General features: G+C 60.6%; 20 protein-coding genes. 7 read left to right on the forward strand and 13 right to left on the reverse strand.

The annotated features are described in order from the left end of the window. The 8 genes from NP825_RS15240 to NP825_RS15275 form a co-directional block, all read right to left on the reverse strand. Positions 1-1,512, reverse strand: a complete 1,512-nt coding sequence (locus NP825_RS15240; protein WP_052182496.1) for a 2-hydroxymuconic semialdehyde dehydrogenase — start codon at positions 1,510-1,512, stop codon at positions 1-3. Further along, the gene (locus tag NP825_RS15245) at positions 1,513-1,899 is read right to left on the reverse strand and encodes a heme-binding protein (RefSeq protein WP_231740077.1); all 387 of its coding nucleotides are present in this window, start codon (positions 1,897-1,899) and stop codon (positions 1,513-1,515) included. It abuts the gene before it with no gap. 48 nt (positions 1,900-1,947) lie between these two features. Next, complete coding sequence (locus tag NP825_RS15250) at positions 1,948-2,871, reverse strand: catechol 2,3-dioxygenase (protein WP_037557638.1); 924 nt, start codon at positions 2,869-2,871, stop codon at positions 1,948-1,950. 19 nt (positions 2,872-2,890) lie between these two features. Next, the gene (locus tag NP825_RS15255) at positions 2,891-3,721 is read right to left on the reverse strand and encodes an alpha/beta fold hydrolase (protein ID WP_231732772.1); all 831 of its coding nucleotides are present in this window, start codon (positions 3,719-3,721) and stop codon (positions 2,891-2,893) included. 188 nt (positions 3,722-3,909) lie between these two features. Then, positions 3,910-4,515 (reverse strand): glutathione transferase GstA, encoded by a 606-nt coding sequence (gene gstA / locus NP825_RS15260; RefSeq protein ID WP_037557634.1) that lies wholly within the window; start codon positions 4,513-4,515, stop codon positions 3,910-3,912. Between the two features lie 72 nt (positions 4,516-4,587). After that, positions 4,588-5,544 (reverse strand): PdxA family protein, encoded by a 957-nt coding sequence (locus NP825_RS15265; protein WP_037557633.1) that lies wholly within the window; start codon positions 5,542-5,544, stop codon positions 4,588-4,590. Between the two features lie 49 nt (positions 5,545-5,593). After that, positions 5,594-6,088, reverse strand: a complete 495-nt coding sequence (locus NP825_RS15270; protein WP_037557632.1) for an aromatic-ring-hydroxylating dioxygenase subunit beta — start codon at positions 6,086-6,088, stop codon at positions 5,594-5,596. Beyond that, positions 6,085-7,497 carry a Rieske 2Fe-2S domain-containing protein gene (locus NP825_RS15275; protein ID WP_052182494.1) on the reverse strand — a complete coding sequence of 471 codons (1,413 nt, stop codon included), beginning with the start codon at positions 7,495-7,497 and terminating at the stop codon, positions 6,085-6,087. The genes NP825_RS15270 and NP825_RS15275 overlap by 4 nt, the downstream gene beginning before the upstream one ends. 247 nt (positions 7,498-7,744) lie before the next feature. On the opposite strand from NP825_RS15275, the gene bphC reads away from it, so the two are divergent. The 7 genes from bphC (at position 7,745) to NP825_RS15310 (ending at position 15,379) form a co-directional block, all read left to right on the forward strand. Further along, positions 7,745-8,644, forward strand: coding sequence for a biphenyl-2,3-diol 1,2-dioxygenase (bphC, locus tag NP825_RS15280; RefSeq protein WP_257545107.1), 900 nt, complete (start codon positions 7,745-7,747; stop codon positions 8,642-8,644). Between the two features lie 37 nt (positions 8,645-8,681). Continuing rightward, positions 8,682-9,008, forward strand: a complete 327-nt coding sequence (locus NP825_RS15285) for a non-heme iron oxygenase ferredoxin subunit (RefSeq protein ID WP_037557710.1) — start codon at positions 8,682-8,684, stop codon at positions 9,006-9,008. Positions 9,009-9,012: 4 nt separating this feature from the next. After that, positions 9,013-9,501: an aromatic-ring-hydroxylating dioxygenase subunit beta gene (locus NP825_RS15290; protein ID WP_037557630.1), complete on the forward strand. Its 489-nt coding sequence runs from the start codon at positions 9,013-9,015 to the stop codon at positions 9,499-9,501. A 100-nt stretch (positions 9,502-9,601) separates the two neighbouring features. Continuing rightward, positions 9,602-10,792 (forward strand): aromatic ring-hydroxylating dioxygenase subunit alpha, encoded by a 1,191-nt coding sequence (locus NP825_RS15295; protein ID WP_306997167.1) that lies wholly within the window; start codon positions 9,602-9,604, stop codon positions 10,790-10,792. Then, positions 10,789-11,379: a 2-hydroxychromene-2-carboxylate isomerase gene (locus NP825_RS15300; RefSeq protein ID WP_037557628.1), complete on the forward strand. Its 591-nt coding sequence runs from the start codon at positions 10,789-10,791 to the stop codon at positions 11,377-11,379. Before NP825_RS15295 ends, NP825_RS15300 begins: the two co-directional genes overlap by 4 nt. 24 nt (positions 11,380-11,403) lie before the next feature. After that, on the forward strand, positions 11,404-13,593 hold the full coding sequence (locus tag NP825_RS15305) for a TonB-dependent receptor (protein ID WP_231733416.1): 2,190 nt from the start codon (positions 11,404-11,406) through the stop codon (positions 13,591-13,593). A 160-nt stretch (positions 13,594-13,753) separates the two neighbouring features. Continuing rightward, the gene (locus tag NP825_RS15310; RefSeq protein ID WP_197411510.1) at positions 13,754-15,379 is read left to right on the forward strand and encodes a long-chain fatty acid--CoA ligase; all 1,626 of its coding nucleotides are present in this window, start codon (positions 13,754-13,756) and stop codon (positions 15,377-15,379) included. A gap of 63 nt (positions 15,380-15,442) precedes the next feature. On the opposite strand, the gene NP825_RS15315 is transcribed toward NP825_RS15310, so the two are convergent. The 5 genes from NP825_RS15315 to NP825_RS15335 all read right to left on the reverse strand — a co-directional run bounded on the left by NP825_RS15315 (position 15,443) and on the right by NP825_RS15335 (position 19,356). Continuing rightward, positions 15,443-16,111, reverse strand: a complete 669-nt coding sequence (locus tag NP825_RS15315; protein WP_161786581.1) for a TetR/AcrR family transcriptional regulator — start codon at positions 16,109-16,111, stop codon at positions 15,443-15,445. Between the two features lie 154 nt (positions 16,112-16,265). Continuing rightward, on the reverse strand, positions 16,266-17,048 hold the full coding sequence (locus NP825_RS15320; protein ID WP_197411509.1) for an SDR family NAD(P)-dependent oxidoreductase: 783 nt from the start codon (positions 17,046-17,048) through the stop codon (positions 16,266-16,268). 67 nt (positions 17,049-17,115) lie between these two features. Beyond that, a complete protein-coding gene (locus NP825_RS15325) occupies positions 17,116-17,817 on the reverse strand; it encodes a class II aldolase/adducin family protein (RefSeq protein ID WP_037557627.1) in 702 nt (233 codons plus the stop codon). Beyond that, complete coding sequence (locus NP825_RS15330) at positions 17,801-18,811, reverse strand: PdxA family protein (protein WP_052182491.1); 1,011 nt, start codon at positions 18,809-18,811, stop codon at positions 17,801-17,803. The genes NP825_RS15325 and NP825_RS15330 overlap by 17 nt, the downstream gene beginning before the upstream one ends. Further along, complete coding sequence (locus tag NP825_RS15335; protein ID WP_052182490.1) at positions 18,808-19,356, reverse strand: aromatic-ring-hydroxylating dioxygenase subunit beta; 549 nt, start codon at positions 19,354-19,356, stop codon at positions 18,808-18,810. Before NP825_RS15335 ends, NP825_RS15330 begins: the two co-directional genes overlap by 4 nt. Between the last annotated feature and the right edge of the window lies 1 nt (position 19,357).

Here is a 19,357-nt window from a genome sequence, read left to right on the forward strand (position 1 = left end):
TCATATCTTCACGCAGATGTTTTCGAGCTCGGTGTAGAATTCGAGGCTGTGCGCTCCGCCCTCGCGGCCTATTCCCGATTGCCCCGAACCGCCGAATGCCGTGCGCAGGTCGCGCAGGAACCAGCAGTTCACCCAGCACACGCCGACGGACATTGCCGCCGCGACGCGATGAGCTCGAGAGAGATTTTCTGTCCAGACGGTAGCGCACAGGCCATAATCCGTGTCGTTCGCCCAACTTATCGCGTCGTCTTCGGTGTCGAAGGGAATGATCCCGCAGCAAGGACCGAAAATCTCCTCCCGCATGACGGTCGAATCATGAGCGAGGCCGGTCCAGATTGTGGGTTCGACCCAGAACCCGCCCGCCGCCGCGGCATCGACGTTGGGTACCCCGCCGCCCGTAACGGCGATTGCCCCTTCGGCGATCGCCCGCTCATAATATCCGAGCACTTTCTGCCGATGTTCTTCGCTGATCATCGGCCCGAGGTAATGCGGATCACCCTTGTTCCCGGGTTTCAGTGCGCGAGCGGCAGCGGCAAGCTTGGCTACGAAAGGTTCGAAGACGGATTGCTCGACATAGACACGCTCGGTCCCCAGGCACACTTGCCCGCTATTCAGAAAGGCGGCGCGCGAAATGCCTTCGGCTGCTTTCTCAAGATCGGCATCGGCGAAGACGATCGCTGGATTTTTGCCGCCGAGTTCGAAGCTGATGTCGCGAACGCCGACGGCAGCCTGCTTCATTATGGCCTGCCCGGTGCCGGTTTCGCCTGTGAAGGTGATGGCATCGACGTCCGGATGGGCGGTGAGGAACTCGCCTGCTGCGCCGGGGCCGAAGCCGTGGACGACGTTGTAGACCCCCGTGGGCATTCCGACCGCGTCCATCACTTCGCCGAGAAGGGCTGCCGTCCGCGGCGTCTCTTCGGACGGCTTGACGATCACGGTGTTCCCGCAGGCCAGCGCCGGGCCGACTTTCCAGGTCATCAGCAAGAGCGGGAAATTCCACGGGCAGACGACCGCGATGACACCCTTCGGTTTACGCACAGCGTAATTGATCGCACCGCTCCCGTCAGGCGTCGGGGTACCGAACGATTCTGTCGGGAGGGTCGTGACGATGTCGGCGAACATCCGGAAGTTCGACGCGCCGCGCGGAACATCGATGTGCGCCGCGACCGCTCTCGGCTTGCCCGTATCGGCCACTTCTGCATCGAGAAAGTCTTCCGAGCGCCGTTCGATCTCATCCGCAACAGCAGCGATGAGCCGAATGCGCTCGGCTGTTGTCATTTTGCCCCAAGGTCCTGTGAGCGCACGCTTGGCCGCCGCTACAGCGCGATCCACATCCTCACGGGTCGCCTCATGAACGCGCCCCGTCTCCCGACCGGTGGCGGGGTCGATGTTGGGGAACGTCGCCCCCGAGCCGCCCTTTACGAACCGTCCGTCGATAAAGTTCAAGATATCCGCAGCGACAGGTCGGTTTCTCTCTTCCGGTTCGACCGCAAGCTGTTGAACCTGTACCATTCAGAACTCCTTCGCACCAATCGAGGCGGCGGCTGCCCGGGCGCAGGCGATGTCGAACTCCTCGGAGCCGCCCGAGACTCCAATTCCCCCGATGCAATTCCCATCGACTATGATCGGGACACCGCCGCCGAACATCACGACCCGCGGCTGATGCGCGATGCCGTTGCATAAGGCTTCGGAGCCCGAGACCAGTTCGTAGACCGCTGCCGTCGGCACTTTGAAACTTGCGGCCGTGAAGGCTTTGTCCTGAGCGATCTTTTCGGAGTGAAAGGGAGCCGCGCCGCCTTTCAGGAACGCGACCAGTTCCCCCGACGCGCCCACGACCGCAGCGACCACGGGCGTTCCGCCGGCGGTGCCATGCCCTACGGCAGCGGCGACCGCCTCCAAGGCGGACCCGTGTGCAATCGTGTGGTAGTTTTCGACCATCGCAGGAAGTCAGGTATTGACGGTCATGAAGCGGTCGTTGAGCGCCTTTTCATAATAGAAAATCGCCTTGCCCGCCTGTTCGACGCCCCACGACCGGCGAGGATTATCGGGGTAATAATCATAACCGCCGGCAAAGGTCTCGTTCCGATTTCCCGAAGGGTCGAAGAAATATATGGTCTGACCACGCGTGATACCGTGGCGCGTCGGGCCGATATCGAGTGAGATATCATAGCGACTGATGATATCGGCAGCATTTCCGACGTCGTTCCAGGATTCCAGGCGGAACGATGTATGGTGGATTTTCGCATCCTCGGGGCCTGCAAGGAACGCGATATCGTGAGCCTTATTGCTACAGCTCAGGAAGATGCCGAGCCGAGTGCCGCTCGCTTCGTCGACGAGTTCCTCGGTAACGGAAAAATCGAGCGCTTCGACGAAGATTCGCGCCGATCCCGCGACATCGATGCCGTTGAGCGCCGAGTGATCATATCGCATAGCGCGCATGCCGCGCGGCTCACTGTGCCAGACGTCCGGGTTCTTTGTGGGAGGACCGTCTGCCGATAATTCCATGTCGGCGTAAAGGTCGAAGATATGCCCGGTAGGAACCGCGAAGCGCAGCTTGCGTCCGACGCCCTCTTCCTCGCCCGCGGTGATCCATTCGACGTCGACGCCGGTGGCTTGCAAACGGTCTGCGAATATTTCGAGGTCGCTGTCGCGGCAAACCTTGAAGCCGATCCGATCAAGACCGGGCATATCCGCCTCGCGCAGGATGACGCTGTGTCGATCGAATTCGTCGAACCCGCGGAAAAATGCCCGGTCACCCGAACGACCGACGAGTTCCAGCCCGATCCGGTCGCGATAATGGGGGATGGCCTCCTCGAGATCGAGGACGCGCATCTGGACAAAGCCTGGTCGCATCACGCCTGTAATTGCCATCACCGCTCTCCCGGGAAATTTAAAATTTTAGGCCGTGACTGAAAAATTCGATCACGGCGCGATTGAAACTGGCCATCCGCTCGATCTGTACCCAATGGCCACACTCTCCAAAGAAGCGGACGTCTGAGTGTGTGATCAGGTTTCCGAGGCGCAGCGACACCTCTTGCGGAATGACTTGGTCGGCCTTGCCGTGCAGGACGAGCACTTCATGGGGAAGCGCGGCGATATCTTCCTCGCGGCTCGACAGCATAGCAATATTGGCCTGCCGGTCGGAACCGCCGAACGTCGCATGATAGGGCTCATGCGCTCCTGGGCGGATGCTCGCGTGATAACGGGAGTCGATCAGATCGTCGGTCAGCCGGCTCTGGTCCCATGCGAGCATCTTCAGCGACTCATGCATCATTTCGCGGGATGGCTCATAACCCCAGACGAAATCGAGCGCCGGCGTGAGCGGGAATTCAAGTCCAGCCGCTCCCATCAAAACGGCACGATCGACCCTGTCGGGATGGGCGATCATGAAGGCGAGCGTCACGCCGCCGCCGAAGGAATTTCCGACCATCGAGACCTGGTCGATTTCCAGGTCGTCGAGAAGACGGACCAGTTGATTGGTCCAGATGGCCTTGTCGGTGATCCGACCCACCGAGTCGCTGTAGCCGAAGCCAATCATGTCGGGAGCAATGACCCGGAATTCCTTAGCAATCTCGGGCATATTAAGCCGCCAGTTCGCCCATGCCGTGACCCCGGGGCCCGAACCGTGGACGAGGAGGACCGGCCTGCCCTCGCCGGTGTCATGATAGTTGGTTTTGATCCCGTCAGCGACGAATGTCTTGCCGATTTCGGGCCGGACCATGTCGGGCGCCGAACTCATTGGCCAGCAACCATGTAATCATCATGTCGGGCGACCTGCCCCCAAACGGCTTCAAGCATCACTCAATCTCCGTTCCACGGGCCATCATGTCGCAGCCCTCTTGGGACAATGTTTTGCACCATGGGAAACGCGTTTGCAACCGGTAAATGAAACCGGCGCCTCTGATCCGGTCACTTCAGGCTCTCGGCTCGCACGGCTTCGAGGACACCGGGCTCCTCTTCCATCCGGGCGCGGTAGCGCGTCAAAGCGGGGAAGCCCGCGAGACCGATCTCCACTCGAGAGGGCCACCCGAGGATGCAATAGAGATAGGCGTCGGCCACGGTGAAGGCGTCCCCGAAGCAATAATTCTTGTCGGTCAATTCCAGGTCGAGCGCTTGGAGATGGTGCATGACGTCCCGCTTTGCCTCAGCGCGGATCTCCGGCCCCGCGGTTTTGGAGAAGAGCGGCACGAAGCTCTTGTGCAGCTCGGAGGCGATGAAGCTCAGGCTGTCCGTCAGCGTGTAGCGAGCGATTGTTCCGGCCGGCGGGGCGAGCCCCGCGCGCGGTGCCAGGTCGGCAACATAGAGAAGGATCGCTATCGTCTCTGTGAGAAGCTCGCCCGAATCCAGAAGGAGAGCAGGGATTTTTCCCGAAGGCTTTATCGACCGGAAGTCGGCGCCATGCTCGGTTCTGCGCGTGGGCATGTCGACTTTTTCAATATCGAACTCTGCCCCTATCCGGCGCAGCGCGATGTGCGGTGCCAGCGAGCAAAGGCCAGGCGCATAGTAAAGGAGCATCTCATATCCTTGTGGACGACTTGAGCACAGCGCGCGAATGGCCGTGCTTCACGCCGGAGTTGGGCCGGCGCGTCAGCGATCCACCTCGGAAAAGCCCTTTCCGGCGGTCAGCACCCCACAAGTCCGCATGGCACTCAGCATCATCGATGGATCGGCTTTGCCCGTTCCCACAATGTCATATGCCGTGCCGTGTGCGACCGACATATGGAGATAGGGTGGCCCCATCATGATCACGCAGTTTCCCGAGAATCCCCATGTCTTGACGGCTATGTGGCCTTGGTCGTGAAACATCGCTAGCACGAGATCGTATCGGCCTTCGATACATTGGCGAAAGACGGTATCGGGCGCGGATGGTCCATCGACATTGATGCCGCGCGCGCGCGCGCGCGCGACTCCAGGACCGATGGCACGATCTTCCTCATCGCCGATGGCATGAGGATTGAGACCCGCGACCACGATCCTGGGGTTGGCGACGCCCCAGCTTCGAAGCGCCGCGTCGATTTGCTGTAGGGCGGTATCGATCAACTCGGGCGTGATGAGGTCGCAGACCGCCCGAATCGACATATGATCGGTGAGGTGGGCGACACGGAGCGGTCCGGTGAGGAGGAGCAGATAACTCTCGCCCGGCGTCGGGCTGATCACCATATCCAGCTTTCCCGCCAGTTTAAGCGATCCGGTGCTGATCGGACCCATCACTGTGCCGGCGAAGACCCCGTCGCGCGCGAGCGCATCGAGTTCGGCTAGCCACTTGGCGGTCGCAATGCCCGATTCGAGCGTATCTTTCGCGAAGGGGAGCGCGCGGTCGTCCAGCGCACCTGTATCCAGGATATCGATGACTGCCGGGTCGTCGCTGAGCGGCTCGAGCGAACGCATGACACGCAGGCGGGCCGACACTTTAGTCAGGTCAAGCGCTCGTTCGACCGAGGCCGCCGACCCCACTAATAGGGGAACCGACACCTCATGCACGCGGCCTGACGCCCAGGCGCGAACGGTAACCTCGGGTCCGATGCCTGCCGGCTCGCCGACCATGGTACCGATGCAGGGCCGGAATCCGGCCTGCTGCGACGCTACGCCGACCTCAAATGCTGTAGACATCGAGCATCGTCTGCGCGAGGTCGTTGATGACGACGGTATATTTGCGTTTTATCACAAAGGCGTCGCCCATCGGTTCGAGATCGTAAATGGCCGACCCACTGTAGACCGTCGGCCGATCCTCCAAGACCGAGGTCACCGACCAATTCGTCCGCGCCCGAATGACGTCGTCCTCATGGTCGACCGCGAGCAGGCAAAAGATATGGGAAGTGCGCGGGGCCGGCGAACTGGCCGACGACCGGCCCGTCCGAATGCGATAGACGCGGTCCTCGAGCCCTGCCCGGGTCGGATAATAGATCAGCGAAATCTCGCGCCTTGGGTCCTCGGTCAATCGGCCGCTGTCATCCCACGCGGGGACCCAATATTCGGCATCGGGATGATATAGATCGATCCAGCTATCCCAATCCTTGGCATCGAGAGCGGCCGCTTCGCGCCCGAGAAATCGCTGGATCGCGGTCCATTGCGCAACTTCGCTGCTCATTTCGCCATCTCCGGCTTCGGGGGTAACGCGCGCTCGGCCTCTTCGCTCGCAATGGCTCCGCGCATGCGCAATATCCATTCGTCGTGGATCGCGACGTAAAGCCCCTCGTCGGCCACCGCCGTGCCGCTAAGGATGGCGTCGACGCCCAGGGCTTCGCCGTGGCTGCTGACGCCTTGCACCCACCGTGTCGATCCCCGCGACATGTCGTTCATCCGGCCAGCCCCGCCACCGAAACCGACCTGGCAATTGTTGAACTCGGTCAGGTCGTCCGGCGTAGCCATGCCGCTTGCATTGAAGAAATCTTCATACTGGCGGATGCGCAAGGCGCGGGCGTCGTCACTCTCACCCACCGGAGCTATGCAGTAGGTTGTCACCTCGGTCTCATCCACCGAGATGGGCCGGATGATACGGATCTGGGTGCTCGTCTGGTCCATGAGGAAGACGTTAGGGAACAGCTCCAGATTGCGTATCCGGCCGTTCATCCAGGTAGCGCGCTCTTCGCCGCGCTCGCGCTTCAACCAGTCCAGGATTTCGTAATTCGGCCGGTCCTGATAGTTTGCATAGTCATTCCAGAGCACGCAATGGCCGTTGTCGAAGGAGAAAGAGCCGCCCTCGAGCTGAGCCCAGCGACCGAAATCGAACGCCCTGGTATCGTTCTTCGATGTCCCGTCGACCCGGCGTGCGACCGTCATGAAGTAATTCGCGTGCACCGTGCCGATATGATAGCCGTCGAGGCCATTTTCGACCTGCAGCTTCCAGTTCCCTCGATAGCGGTAGCGCGTAGCGCCTGGAAGAACTTCGAGCTTCTCTTCGACCGACTGATCAACCATGAGATCGATGAATGTCTTCGCGCCCGCGAGATAGTCCTCAAGAGGAACGACCTCGGGGTTGAGACTGGCGAAAATGAAGCCCCGGTAAATCTCGATGCGCGCAACATGTTCTAGACCATAGTCTTCCCGCTTGAAGCCCGGCGCGTAGCCACCCCCAGCCTCATCTGTCACGTCGAGGAGTTGGCCCGCGGGATTATAGGTCCAACCGTGGAAGGGGCAGGTGAAGTTGCGGCGGTTTCCGCTCTTCTCGCGGCAAACGCGCGCGCCGCGGTGCGCGCAGGCATTGATCAGACAATGCAATTCCCCGGCCCGGTCGCGGGTCAGGATGACGGGCTGGCGGCCGATAAAAGTCGTGAGAAAGTCGTTCGGCTTTGCGACCTGGCTCTCGTGCGCAATGAAGACCCAGTTGCGCTCGAAGATATATTTCAGCTCGAGAGCGAACACGTCCGCGTCGGTAAAGGCCTCCCGGTCGATCTGAAAGCGGCCGCTTCCCTCGTCTTTTACGAGCCATGCATCGATACGCGAACGCAGTGATTCAAGCTCTGCCACGGCTGCGCCGTTTCCGTCAGGTTGCAACATCCTCTCCTCCATTTCCGGCCACCGAGATTCGTAGGTCAACTATTTGGATCAACGATTCTCGGCTCAACTCTTTGGACTCTTCCGATCCCGAATGACCCAACATAGCATGCGTGGCTCATTGTGCAATGGGTTGCACAATGATCTAAATTGCCCTATTCGAATCGCGTTGCATCATGTGCGACACGTCAACCAGGCTGGTTCAGGCGTATAAAAGCCAAAAATGGCTTGAGATTTGGGAGTGCGAAATATGGTGGGCGTGACCGAGCTGGGTTATCTAGGCTTGTCGGTATCTGATCTGGATGCATGGAAGAGCTTCGCGTGCGGCGTCGGCGGCATGGAATATGTCGATGAAGGCGAAGGCGACCGCGCGTATCTGCGAATGGACAAATGGCATCACCGCATCACGCTGCATGCTGATGGCGGTGACGATCTTGCCTATCTTGGCTGGCGCGTTGCGGGTCCGGTAGAGTTCGACGAAATTGTCGAGAAGCTGACAGTCCAGAATATCGAAGTCGAAATAGCGAGCGACGAAGCGGCGCGCGAGCGCCGGGTCCTCGGCTTGGCCAAGCTCAAGGATCCGGGCGGTAATCCCACCGAAATCTTCTTCGGCCCCCAGGTCGACAATTACCGCCCTTTTCATCCCGGCCGCCCGATGTTCGGTCGTTTTGTTACCGGCGCCGAAGGGATCGGCCATTGCATCCTGCGTCAAGATGATGTGGCCGCAGCGGTTCGCTTTTATCAGCTGCTCGGGCTGCGGGGCTCGGTCGAGTACCACCTCGCTTTGCCGAACGGTGATGTCGCTGCCCCCTATTTCATGCATTGCAACGACCGGCAACATTCCGTGGCTTTCGGCCTCGGTCCGATGGACAAGCGGATCAACCATTTGATGCTCGAGTACAGCGAGCTCGACGATCTTGGCCTTGCCCACGACTCGGTGCGCGAACGAAAGATCGATGTCGCACTCCAGCTCGGAAAGCACGCGAACGACGAAGCGCTGACATTCTACTGCGCAAATCCGTCAGGGTGGCTGTGGGAATTTGGCTGGGGAGCGAAAAAGGCGGGCCCGCAGCAGGAACATTATCTGCGCGACCTCTTCGGCCATGGAAATGAAGCCGAGGGCTACGGAATGGACATCCCCCTCGGCTGACCACCTTAGGATATTTCAAGAGATGGATGTGATTGAAATGGAGAGACTTCGCCTGTGCCCAATTGACGCCCCCCAGGACGGCGAGCCGGTTGCGATACCGGCAGGCGCCTTCCCGGCGCTCGCGGTCTATAACGTCGATGGCCAGATTTATGTCACGGCCAACACATGTACGCACGGCAACGCGCAGCTTACCGATGGCTATCAGGACGGTGCGACGATCGAATGCCCCTATCATGGCGGCGCCTTCGACATTCCGAGCGGAGCCGCGACAACTTATCCCTGCCAGATCCCGCTTAAGACCTATGAAGTGACGATCGAGGACGGCTGGGTGACGATCGACGCTCCCGGTGCGCCGGAGAGCTGAGGCTATGGACCTTTCCACTCTGCCTCGCACCGAGCTCCTCCGGGAAGTGACGGACCTTATTGCCCTGCACGCCGAGCTGATTGACGACGATCAGCTCGAAGCGTGGCCCGATCTGTTCGTCGAGGACTGCCACTATTCCGTATTGCCGCGAGAGAATGCCGACCGCGGATTGCCGGTTGCGACGATCTTCTGTGACAGCAGGGGCATGCTTGTAGACCGCATCGTCTCGCTCCGGCGCGCCAACATTTTTCCGGTCCATCACTATCGACACATCATCAGCACCAGCCGCATTCACGAGGTTCGTTCAGATGCGGTTGTGGCACATACAAACTATCTAGTGCTCCAGACAAGAAACACCGGCCGATCATTTGTGTATAATGCTGGTAAATATGTCGATGAAATAGTGTTTTCGTCCGGGAAATTTCTTTTTCGGTCAAAGAAGGCGATTTTCGACACGGACCTGATCGACACTTTGATGGTCCGCCCCATTTAGCCCATTTCGAGGTTGCGATATGCTCAATGTTCAAGATACGGCCGTAGGTAAAGTGTCGACCGACACCGAGGAGCCCATTGGCTGCCGGATACCATATTCCGTGTTCACGGATGATGCCTTTTACAAGGCCGAACAGGAGCATCTCTTCCGCGGCCCCACCTGGAACTTCGTTGCGCTCGAGGCCGAAGTCCCGAACCCCGGTGATTTCAAATCGACCTTCATCGGCGACACGCCGGTCGTTGTGACGCGGGACAAGGACCAGAGCCTCCATGTCGTTGTGAACCGCTGCGCGCATCGCGGCGCGACGGTATGCCGCGCACGCCAAGGCAATGTGCCGCATCTCGAATGCGTTTATCATCAATGGGCTTATGAATTGAACGGAGACCTCATGGGCGTCCCGTTCCGCCGCGGGATCAAGGGCAAGGGGGGGATGCCGGCGGATTTCGATCTCAAGCAACATGGCTTGGTCAAGCTGCGCGTCGAAGCGTTGAATGGGCTGGTTTTCGCGACATTCTCGCAAGAAGTGGAGCCGCTGACGGACTATCTCGGTCCGCTCATCACCAAGCATGTCGAGCGGATCATGTGCCGCCCGATCAAGATATTGGGCAATCAACGCCAGTTCATCCACGGCAACTGGAAGCTATACGCCGAAAATACGCGCGACCCCTATCACGCAAGCCTCCTCCATCTGTTTCACAATACTTTCGGCCTCTATCGTTCGACGCAAACCGGCGAATGCCTGATGGACGAGAGCAAGCGGCATTCGTTCCTTTATTCGAAGGCGGGCAGCAACGACGCGGCGCGCGACAGCGAAGTCTATCAGGACTCGCGCAGCTTCGACACGAGCTTCTCGCTCCAGGATCCGTCGCTGCTCGCGGGCCGGAGCGAGTTTCCGGACGGCATCACCCTCGTCATCCTGGCCCTTTATCCCAACCTGATTTTGCAGCAGATCTCGAACACGCTCGCGGTTCGCCAGATCGTCACCCACGGACCGGATTCGTTCGAGCTCGTGTGGACCCAATTTGGCTATGCGGACGATGATGCGGAGATGGACGCGATCCGCCTCAAGCAATCGAACCTCATCGGACCGGCGGGCATGATCTCGATGGAGGATGGCGAGGCGGTCGAGATCGTGCAGCAGGCGGTCAGCTCGGACAGAAAGGCAAGATCCTATATCGCGATGGGCGGCGGCGGCGCCGATGATGCGGATCATCTTGTCACGGAAGGGGCCATCATCGGCTTCTGGCAAAATTACCGCGAGATGGTGGGAATCGAAGAGAGGGTCTCATGACCGCCACCATTGATTTCTACTTCGATTTCATCAGCCCGTTCAGCTATCTCGCACAGTTGCGTCTGCCGGAGATTGCGCGTCGGCACGGCCGGGCGCTCGCCTATCATCCCATCGACATCCCCGAAGCAAAGATTGCGGCGGGCAATTACGGCCCGTCCAACCGCGAGGTGCCGGCGAAGATAAAGGTTCTGACCGCGGATCTGCAGCGTTGGGCTCGGCGGTACGACGTGCCGCTTACCTTTCCATCGAGCTTCGAGTGCGGAGGCTGGAACACAGCCGCAATCTTCGCGGCCCGTCACGGTGCCGCCGAAGGCTTCGTGCGGGATGCCTATCGGCGCATCTGGGGCCTCGGAATCGATCCGCGAGACCGGGACGAATTGCGCGCCTCGGCGGCAACGGCGGGTCTCGAAGCCGATGCCGTCATGGCCTTCGTGGATTCGAAAGAGGGCAAGCGCGCCTATCGCGAAGCGCGGTCGAAAGCTTACGCCCGCGGCGTATTCGGCGCGCCGCTTATGTTTGTCGACGACCAGATATTCTGGGGAAACGACCGGCTGGATTTTCTTGAAGAGCATGTGCGGACGAATTGAAAAAAAGAATCAGGGAGAGGGAGAATGGACATGAGGACCAACAGTTATAATAGCGGGCGCGCCCTCGCGAGCGGCATCGCACTTTTCGCACTGGCCTGGAGCGCGGCCGGCCAAGCCCAGGATACGGCCCCGGCTGCCGAACCCGAGCCCGAGGCGCAGTCGAGTTCGGGTATCTCCGACATCATCGTGACGGCCACGCGCCGCGAGGAGCGTCTGCAGGACGTTGCTGTCGCCGTGACCGCGATCACCGGCGATTCGCTCTCGGCGGCAGATGTTTCGACGGTGCGCTCGTTGACCCAGGTGGTTCCCGGATTCATCGGGAGCCGCAACATGGGTGTCTTCCAGCCCGTCATTCGCGGCGTCGGGTCGACCGGCATCTCGATCGGCGACGAGCCAAACATCGCCACCTATGTCGATGGTGTCTACCAGCCAGAGTCGGCCGCCAACTGGATCGATCTCGTCGAAGTCGAGCGCGTGGAAGTGCTGCGCGGACCGCAAGGCACGACATTTGGCCGCAACGCCACCGGCGGCCTGATCAACGTGATTACCCCCGACCCCAGTTTTGACCTGCGCGGCAAGGCGTCGCTGCGTTACGGCCGCATGCGGAGGGACGCGGGCGATTATGATGCCCGCTTCTATATCACCGGCGGCCTTAGCGATAAATTGGCTGCCGATTTTGCCGCCCTCTATCGCAAGAACGACGGCTATATCGACGATCTGGTGCGCGGCGGCACGCTCGGCGACCAGCAAGTGATCAACTTTCGCAGCAAGCTGCTGTGGCAGCCTTCCGACAATGCCAAGGTCATCCTGACCGGCGAATTCTTCGACCAGAACAGCACGACCAATTCGCCCCAGCCGGTCAATGGGAATACGGCCGGCCGTCGCTTCCCGGGCGTTATACTTCCGACCGACGCTTGGCAGGCGTCACTGACCAGCATTCCTACGCTGGACTTACGGCGCTGGAGTGCGGCGCTGCATGTAAAACTCGAGTTCGACGGCTTCAACCTCGAGGCGACGAGCGGCTTCATGAATCTGCGCTGGTACCAGGAAACCGATTCGGACGCCTCGAACATCTTCCTCGGTAATTTCCCTGCAACATTTGCGACGGAATCGGGGAGCCAGGAAATCAAGTTCACGTCTGCCGACCCCGGCCGATTCCAGTGGCTCCTGGGCGGCTATTTCTACCAGTTCGGCGGTCATACTGAGTTGGATCTCGTCACGTCGCCGGGGCCTGGAATCCCTCCGACCACCCTCAACCTTGATCCCGCACTATCGGGTCGCTCGTTCGCGGGCTTTGCCGAAGGAACCTACGAGATCGTCGACGACCTGTTCATCACTGTCGGCGCGCGGTACACCACCGAGCGGCGGACCTTCGAACAGGTCGTTAATGGAAATCTGGTCGTTCCGAAGACCGCCAAGTCGTTCAACAAGTTCAACTATCGCGGCGCAGTCCGGTACCAGTTCGCACCCGACGGAAGCATTTATGCAAGCTATGGCACCGCATTCAAAAGCGGCGTCTACAATATGGCGGGCACATCGCCGAATCCGGTCAATCCCGAGAACATCAAGGCATGGGAGGCCGGCATCAAGGTCGACCCCTTCAATTGGCTCCGCACGAACCTCGCCGTTTATCACTATACGTACGACGATCTGCAAGTTCAGGCCAAAGACGCGTCGGGTCCGAGCTACGTCCTGCAGAACGCAGCGAGCGCCAAAATCTATGGCGGCGAGTTCGAGGCGATTATCCAACCGATTGACGATCTCAACATCCGCGGCTCGGCGGCCTACAGCCACGCGCGCTATCGTGATTTTCCGCTCGCGCAGAGCTTTTTCCCGCGCCCCGACGGAGGCAACACTGTTGCCCCGGCGGACGCGTCGGGTAACGTGATGACCCGCGCCCCGAAGTGGACGTTCAACCTGGGGGTCGATTGGGGCCATGAGTTCGATGCAGGGCGCCTTGGGGTCTCGGTCAACACCTTCTACTCGACCCGGCTCTATTATGACTTCCAGAATATTTTCTCCCAGCCGAGCTATACCCTTACCAATGCGTCGATATCCTTTGCCCCAACCGGTGATCGCTGGAAATTCAGCCTCTGGGCGACCAACCTCACCAACGAAAAGGTCTTCCAGACCATTCGTGTCGGGGCGCAGGCAACTGACGGCTTTTACGAACAGCCAAGAAAAGTGGGCGTCAGCGCCGAACTCCGGTTCTGACGCGCCCAAACGCGGTCCAAGGGCTTGATCCCGCGGATCGCGTGCGGCCGGGCTGCCGCCGTGTCCGCCAGCATGAGCCTCGGTGGCTTGTGCTGGCGGACTTTGTTTGCTGTCGCGTAAAGACGGTCCGTTCAACTGCTACTTGTCGAAGGATGCATGCATGACGATCACGGGACAAATGCAGCCTGCGCAACTGGCGATCGGCACGATCCTGACATATGCCGCCGCCGCGCACGCAACCCGGGAAGTGGTGTCGCGCGAAATCGGCAGCGATCGGTTGTGGCGTTATGATTATGCAGCGCTCGCCCGCCGGGTAGCGCAGGCTGCCAACATGTTCACCCTTGCCGGGATCGGGAGCGGTGACCGGATATCGTCGCTCGCCTGGAACACGCACCGGCATTTGGAACTCTTCTACGCGGTCCCGGGCCTTGGGGCAGTGCTTCACACCGCCAACCCCCGGCTCCCCGACGATCAGCTGATCTTTACCTTGAACCATGCCGAGAGTCGCATATTGGCGTTCGAGCCCAACCTCGCCGCGCTCGTCGAGCGGCTTGCGCCCAGCCTCCCGCATATCGAAAAATACATCGTACTGTCCGACGAAGGCGTCGGCATCGGCGAGGGGTTCGGGGCGCTGGCCTATGAGCCCTTGCTCGCGTCGGCACCGGTCTCGATCACCTGGCCCGAAATCGATGAAAATTCCGGGGCGTTTCTTTGTTACACCTCGGGGACCACAGGCGATCCCAAGGGGGTTCTCTACAGCCACCGGGCAGTCGTTCTGCATGCGATGGGAGCGGGCTTGGCGAGCGCGTTCGGCCTCACGTCGTTCGATTGCGTGATGCCTTGCTCCTCGCTCTATCACGCCACCGCCTGGGGCCTTCCGTTCGTGGCGCCGCTCTGCGGCGCCAAGCTCGTTCTTCCTGGCGACCGCATGGACGGTCCTAGCCTCCAGGCCCTAATCCGAGGGGAGGCGGTTTCTTTTACCGGTGGGGTGCCCACGATCTGGACCATGTATCTCGCCCACCTCGAGGCAACCGGCGGCGACACGGGAACGCTCAAGCGGATTATGATCGGGGGCTCCGCCGTACCTCGCGCGATGGCAGAAAGCTTCAAGGCCGACCATGATGTCGATGTCCTTCAGCTCTGGGGAATGACCGAGACCTGCCCGCTCGGTGTGATCGCAACACCGACGCCGGCCGTCGCGGACCTCGGCGAGGCAGCGATGCAGGATATATTGTGGACGCGGCAGGGACGGCTCCAGTTCGGCGTCGAGATGCGCATCTTGGGCGAAGACGGGCACCCCTGCCCCCACGATGGGGCGACGGCAGGCGCGCTACAGGTGCGGGGTCCGTGGGTGGTTCAGCGCTATTTTCGTCAGCCGGCGGATTGCACCGATGTCGACGGGTGGTTCGATACCGGCGACGTTGCGACACTCGACGCCCAGGGGTTCATGCGAATCACAGACCGCACCAAAGATGTCATCAAGTCGGGAGGAGAGTGGATCAGCTCAATCGACCTTGAGAATGTTGCCGCTGGGTGCAGCGGGGTCAAGATCGCCGCGGTCGTCGGCATTCCGCACCCTAAATGGGAAGAGCGCCCGCTCTTGATCGTCGAGCCTCATGATGGAATCCTTCCCGACGAAAAGGAAATTCTATCAACCCTATCCGCGGAATTCGCGAAATGGCAGCTGCCCGATCGCATCCTCGTCGGCGCGGTGCCACTTACGGCAACAGGGAAAATCGACAAGAAGCAACTGCGCGAACGCTATGGTAATGTCTACGCGGCTTGAGGGAACGGGACCCGATGGTTCGGCAGCAATCACTGCGCGGCGAGAAGCTTGTCATCGCAAGCTTCAACCAATAGCGTCTGGGCCGCCCGTCCCGTCGTTCCGCTCCCGCAGCGACTGCGCATAGCCGGACAGCAAGGCAATTGTCAGCTCGGTGACGCGCCTTGCCCGCTCGGGGTCCTTTCCGATCTGGGCTCGCACCGCCAATCCGCGGAGCACGCTCCACAGCAGCCACAATATGTCTTCGGCGTCAGACGGAGACAGGCCGGTCTTGGCAAAACGGCTGACCCAGACTTGCTCGGCCCCGACGCGTCGTTGCTGCGACATACCGCGAACATCGTCGGCGAGGGCCCGAAGCTTGTTTCCCGAGATGACGAGGTCGAGCGCGATCAAAAAATCTTCACCGTAGAAGAATGCCTCTGCATCGTCGCATGCAGCCTCGAGGAGGCCGTCATCTTCGATAGCCTTACCCGCGGCAACGGTCGCCTTCTCGAGGGCTGCCGAAAAAACCTGCTCCAGGCAGGCGGCGACTAGTTGGTCCTTTGTCGGAAAATGGTGAAGCTGCGCTCCGCGAGAGACGCCTGCGCTTTCGGCAACGTCTGCGACGCGAAACGCCGAATAACCTTTCTCGCGCAACAGATTGATAGCGGCCGAAAGGATTCGAGCCCGCATCTTTCTACTGCGTTCGCCTTGTGGCTTGTGCGAATTGTCGTGAGCTGGGGAAATGTCCGCCACTGCGTCTGCTACACCTCTTGCCGAGACCCTCATGCGGCCGAACGTACAGATGGCATAGCTTTCCTATCGGGCTTGTCAAAGTCATAGCTGCGAGATGCAACAGGATGCCGTCCGCACCCGGCTGGCCATTCCGCCCGCCTCGTTGCGGGCCTGTTCAGCGAAACGTCGTACCGCCATCGACGGCTATCGACTGGCCCGTCACAAATTCTGCGCCGTCGGACGCGAGGTAAAGCGCTGCGGCGAGCAAGTCGTCTGCGGTCTCGTGGCGCTTGATGCACTGCATGTTCAATATCTGGGTCTTTTGCGCGGGCGTCACCGTCTCGCGCTCGATCTCCGTGAAGGTTGCGCCCGGAAGCAGCGCATTCACCGTGATCCCGTCGGCGCCGAGTTCACGCGCCATGGCGCGCGTCATACCGACCACCGCCGCTTTGGAAGCCACATAATGTAAATAGTGCGGTCGGCCCATAGTCACCACCCCGGACGAGATGTTGATGATGCGCCCATGACGATTACCTCGCATTACCGGCGCGCACGCCTTGGACACCAGCATTACGCCATCGACGTTCACGCGCATGACCTGTCTCCACTCGTCAAACGGGATTTCCTCGAAGGGCCGCATTTTCAGCGTCGAGAAGATCGCCGCATTGTTGATGGCGACGTCAATGCGGCCAAAGGCCTCCAATGTCTCCGCTATGGCGGCGTCGACGGCTGCCGGATCGGCCACATCGGCCCGAATGGCGATAACGGTGCCGGCGCCACATTCCGCTTCGACCTCGGCCGCTACCGACCGTCCGCTGTCTTCGTTCAGTTCGACGATGGCGATTTTCGCACCGGCGCGCGCGAAGCCTTTGGCGAAAACCCGCCCGATTCCTTGTCCCGCGCCCGTGATGAGCGCGACGCGCCCCGCGAAGGTGTCTGTCTTGGTCATGTCGGTCATATCGTTTCCTCTTTCTTGCTGGTATTCGGGCGAGGCAACGGGGCATATGCGAGCACCGCGCCTGACGTCATCCGCCGCTTGCTCCTCGACCTTCGGTCACGTCCATCGCCGTCAGCCAACTCCACATCCGCTCAACGACGCCGCCGGCCAGGGTCTGGCGCGCGCGTATCTCGTCTTCATCGAGAAGCCCGTGTTGAGGGCCGAACCCCATCGAGCGCACGTCGCGCTCTACCCGCGCGGCGTCTTCGAGGAAGAAGGCAAAAGTCGCAGCTTCCTTCAGATCTTGCCCGACCGTAATCGCTCCGTTTCCTCGCATGACGATCGCACGAGCCTCGCCAAGGGCAATTGCAAGATTTCTCGCTGAAGCGTCGTCGCGCAGGAGCCTGGGATCGTCCCAAAGCGGCGGCCGGGGAGCGAAATAGGCGCCTAGGCCGTGCCGCGCCGCCGGTGTGATCCCGAGCGTCGACAACGACATGGTGGCGGCGGGCATGATGCGACAAATGCCGCCGACATCGGACCGCGCGGCATAAATCGCCTGGTGCGCGCGCACTTCGCCAAGCACTTTTTGGGGAAGGGCGCCATCGACCGAGACAATAGTACCGGGTTCGTCCTTGATAAGCCCCATGGGCATTGCGGCACAGACAAGAAAGTGCCGCGCATCGATGCGCGCACTGCAATGGCCGAACGCGTGCACGAGCCCGGCGTGCGCCAGGCCGCGCGCCGCCATGCGCACCTGCATCTGAAGTCCGGGGTCAATCGTCGCCGGCATAAAACCCTCTCCCGAAGCAGAGTGATTCGGCCATCTTCATCGCGGAGGCCATGCTGGCGTGCTGGGCGATGCCCTGTCCCGCAATTTCCATGGCAGATCCGTGCGGTACGGTCAGATGAACATAATCGAGGCCGATATAGATGGTGCACGCGCCTTCGAAGGCAGCCGTCTTGAGCGCAATCTGGCCCTGGTCATGATACATTGAGACAACGACGTCGTATCGCCCCTCCATGGCAAGACGAAATATCGAATCGGGCGACACCGGCCCCTCGACGCGGCGCCCCGCCGCGCGCTCCCGTTCGACCGCCGGCGCGATCTCGCGCACTTCTTCAGTTCCCATCGCGTGCGGATTCAGGCCGGCGACGCCGATCCTGGGGGCATTGACGCCCCAACGCCTGAAAGTCTCGTCAACGAGACCGATCAGCGACGACACCGCCGCGGCAGAGACAGTGCCCGGGACCTCGGCGATGCTGATATGCTCGGTGATTGGGACGATCCGCAACGAGGGGCTGACTCGCAATAGATAGGTTCCAGTCGGCTGAAGATCGTCGATCGACGATATTTCGCCAGACGCCTTGAGTGATTGCGAGTCGACCGGGGCCATGATCCAGCCATCGATCTCTCCATTGCGAGCCAATTGCTCGGCCAAGCGGATCCATTCTATCACCGCCCGGCCCGAAGCGGCGCCCGACTGTCCGATATCCCATGCCCCCCTCGCCAGCGAGCCGTGGTCGAGAACGGCGATTTCGCCAACCGCACCGGACACCTCATCCGGCGTTTCCACCTGGTAGATGGGAGGGCTAATCCCGCTCGCCGCGGCCGCGAACCGGACAGCGTCGATGCTTCCGATCAATAGGTGCCGCGCCGCGTGGTTGCCGGCGGCGAGTGCCTTGACACAGACCTCTGGACCGATACCCGCCGGATCGCCAATGACGGTAGCGATGAGTGGCTGCTCACGGCGCGGCTTGCCCGCTCCTTCGCCTGCACCTCTCATAGCAGGAAGGTCACATTGCGCATGGGCGCATCATTGTTGATCAGATAGACCTTCTTGCCCAAGATTTTGAAGCCATCGGCCCCCTGTTTCAGGAGGTGGGTCGCGCGCGCGAACAAGGATTGATGCTGACCGGAGCGCGCCTCGCCCAGGATGAAGTTTGAACTGACAAGGACATCGGATCCGCCGGATGCGGCGACCGTAATGTTCGAGACGATGCGGATCAGACGCGACTTCGGACTTTGCGAATGCATCCGCTTATCCTTCAGGCGGAATATTCGATCCGAGATCTGGTCATAATGCTCGTAGATGATCGAGACGGACCGATCGGGGTCGAGGTCGGCCTGATTGGAGGGAACCCAGTAGAGGCCGCCCGGCTCCCAGAGCGCGAGCCAATCGTCATAGGCGTGGCTGTCCATCAATTCGGCCTCAAAATACAAAAATGCTTCGATTTTGCCGAAAATGTCGCTCCCGGGCAGGATTGCCCGGCTCTCCTTCAATTCCGAGAAGACGGTGAAATCGCAAAGATCTGCTGCTACCATGTTCATC

It is taken from the genome of Sphingopyxis sp. DBS4, assembly GCF_024628865.1.
Lineage (GTDB): Bacteria > Pseudomonadota > Alphaproteobacteria > Sphingomonadales > Sphingomonadaceae > Sphingopyxis.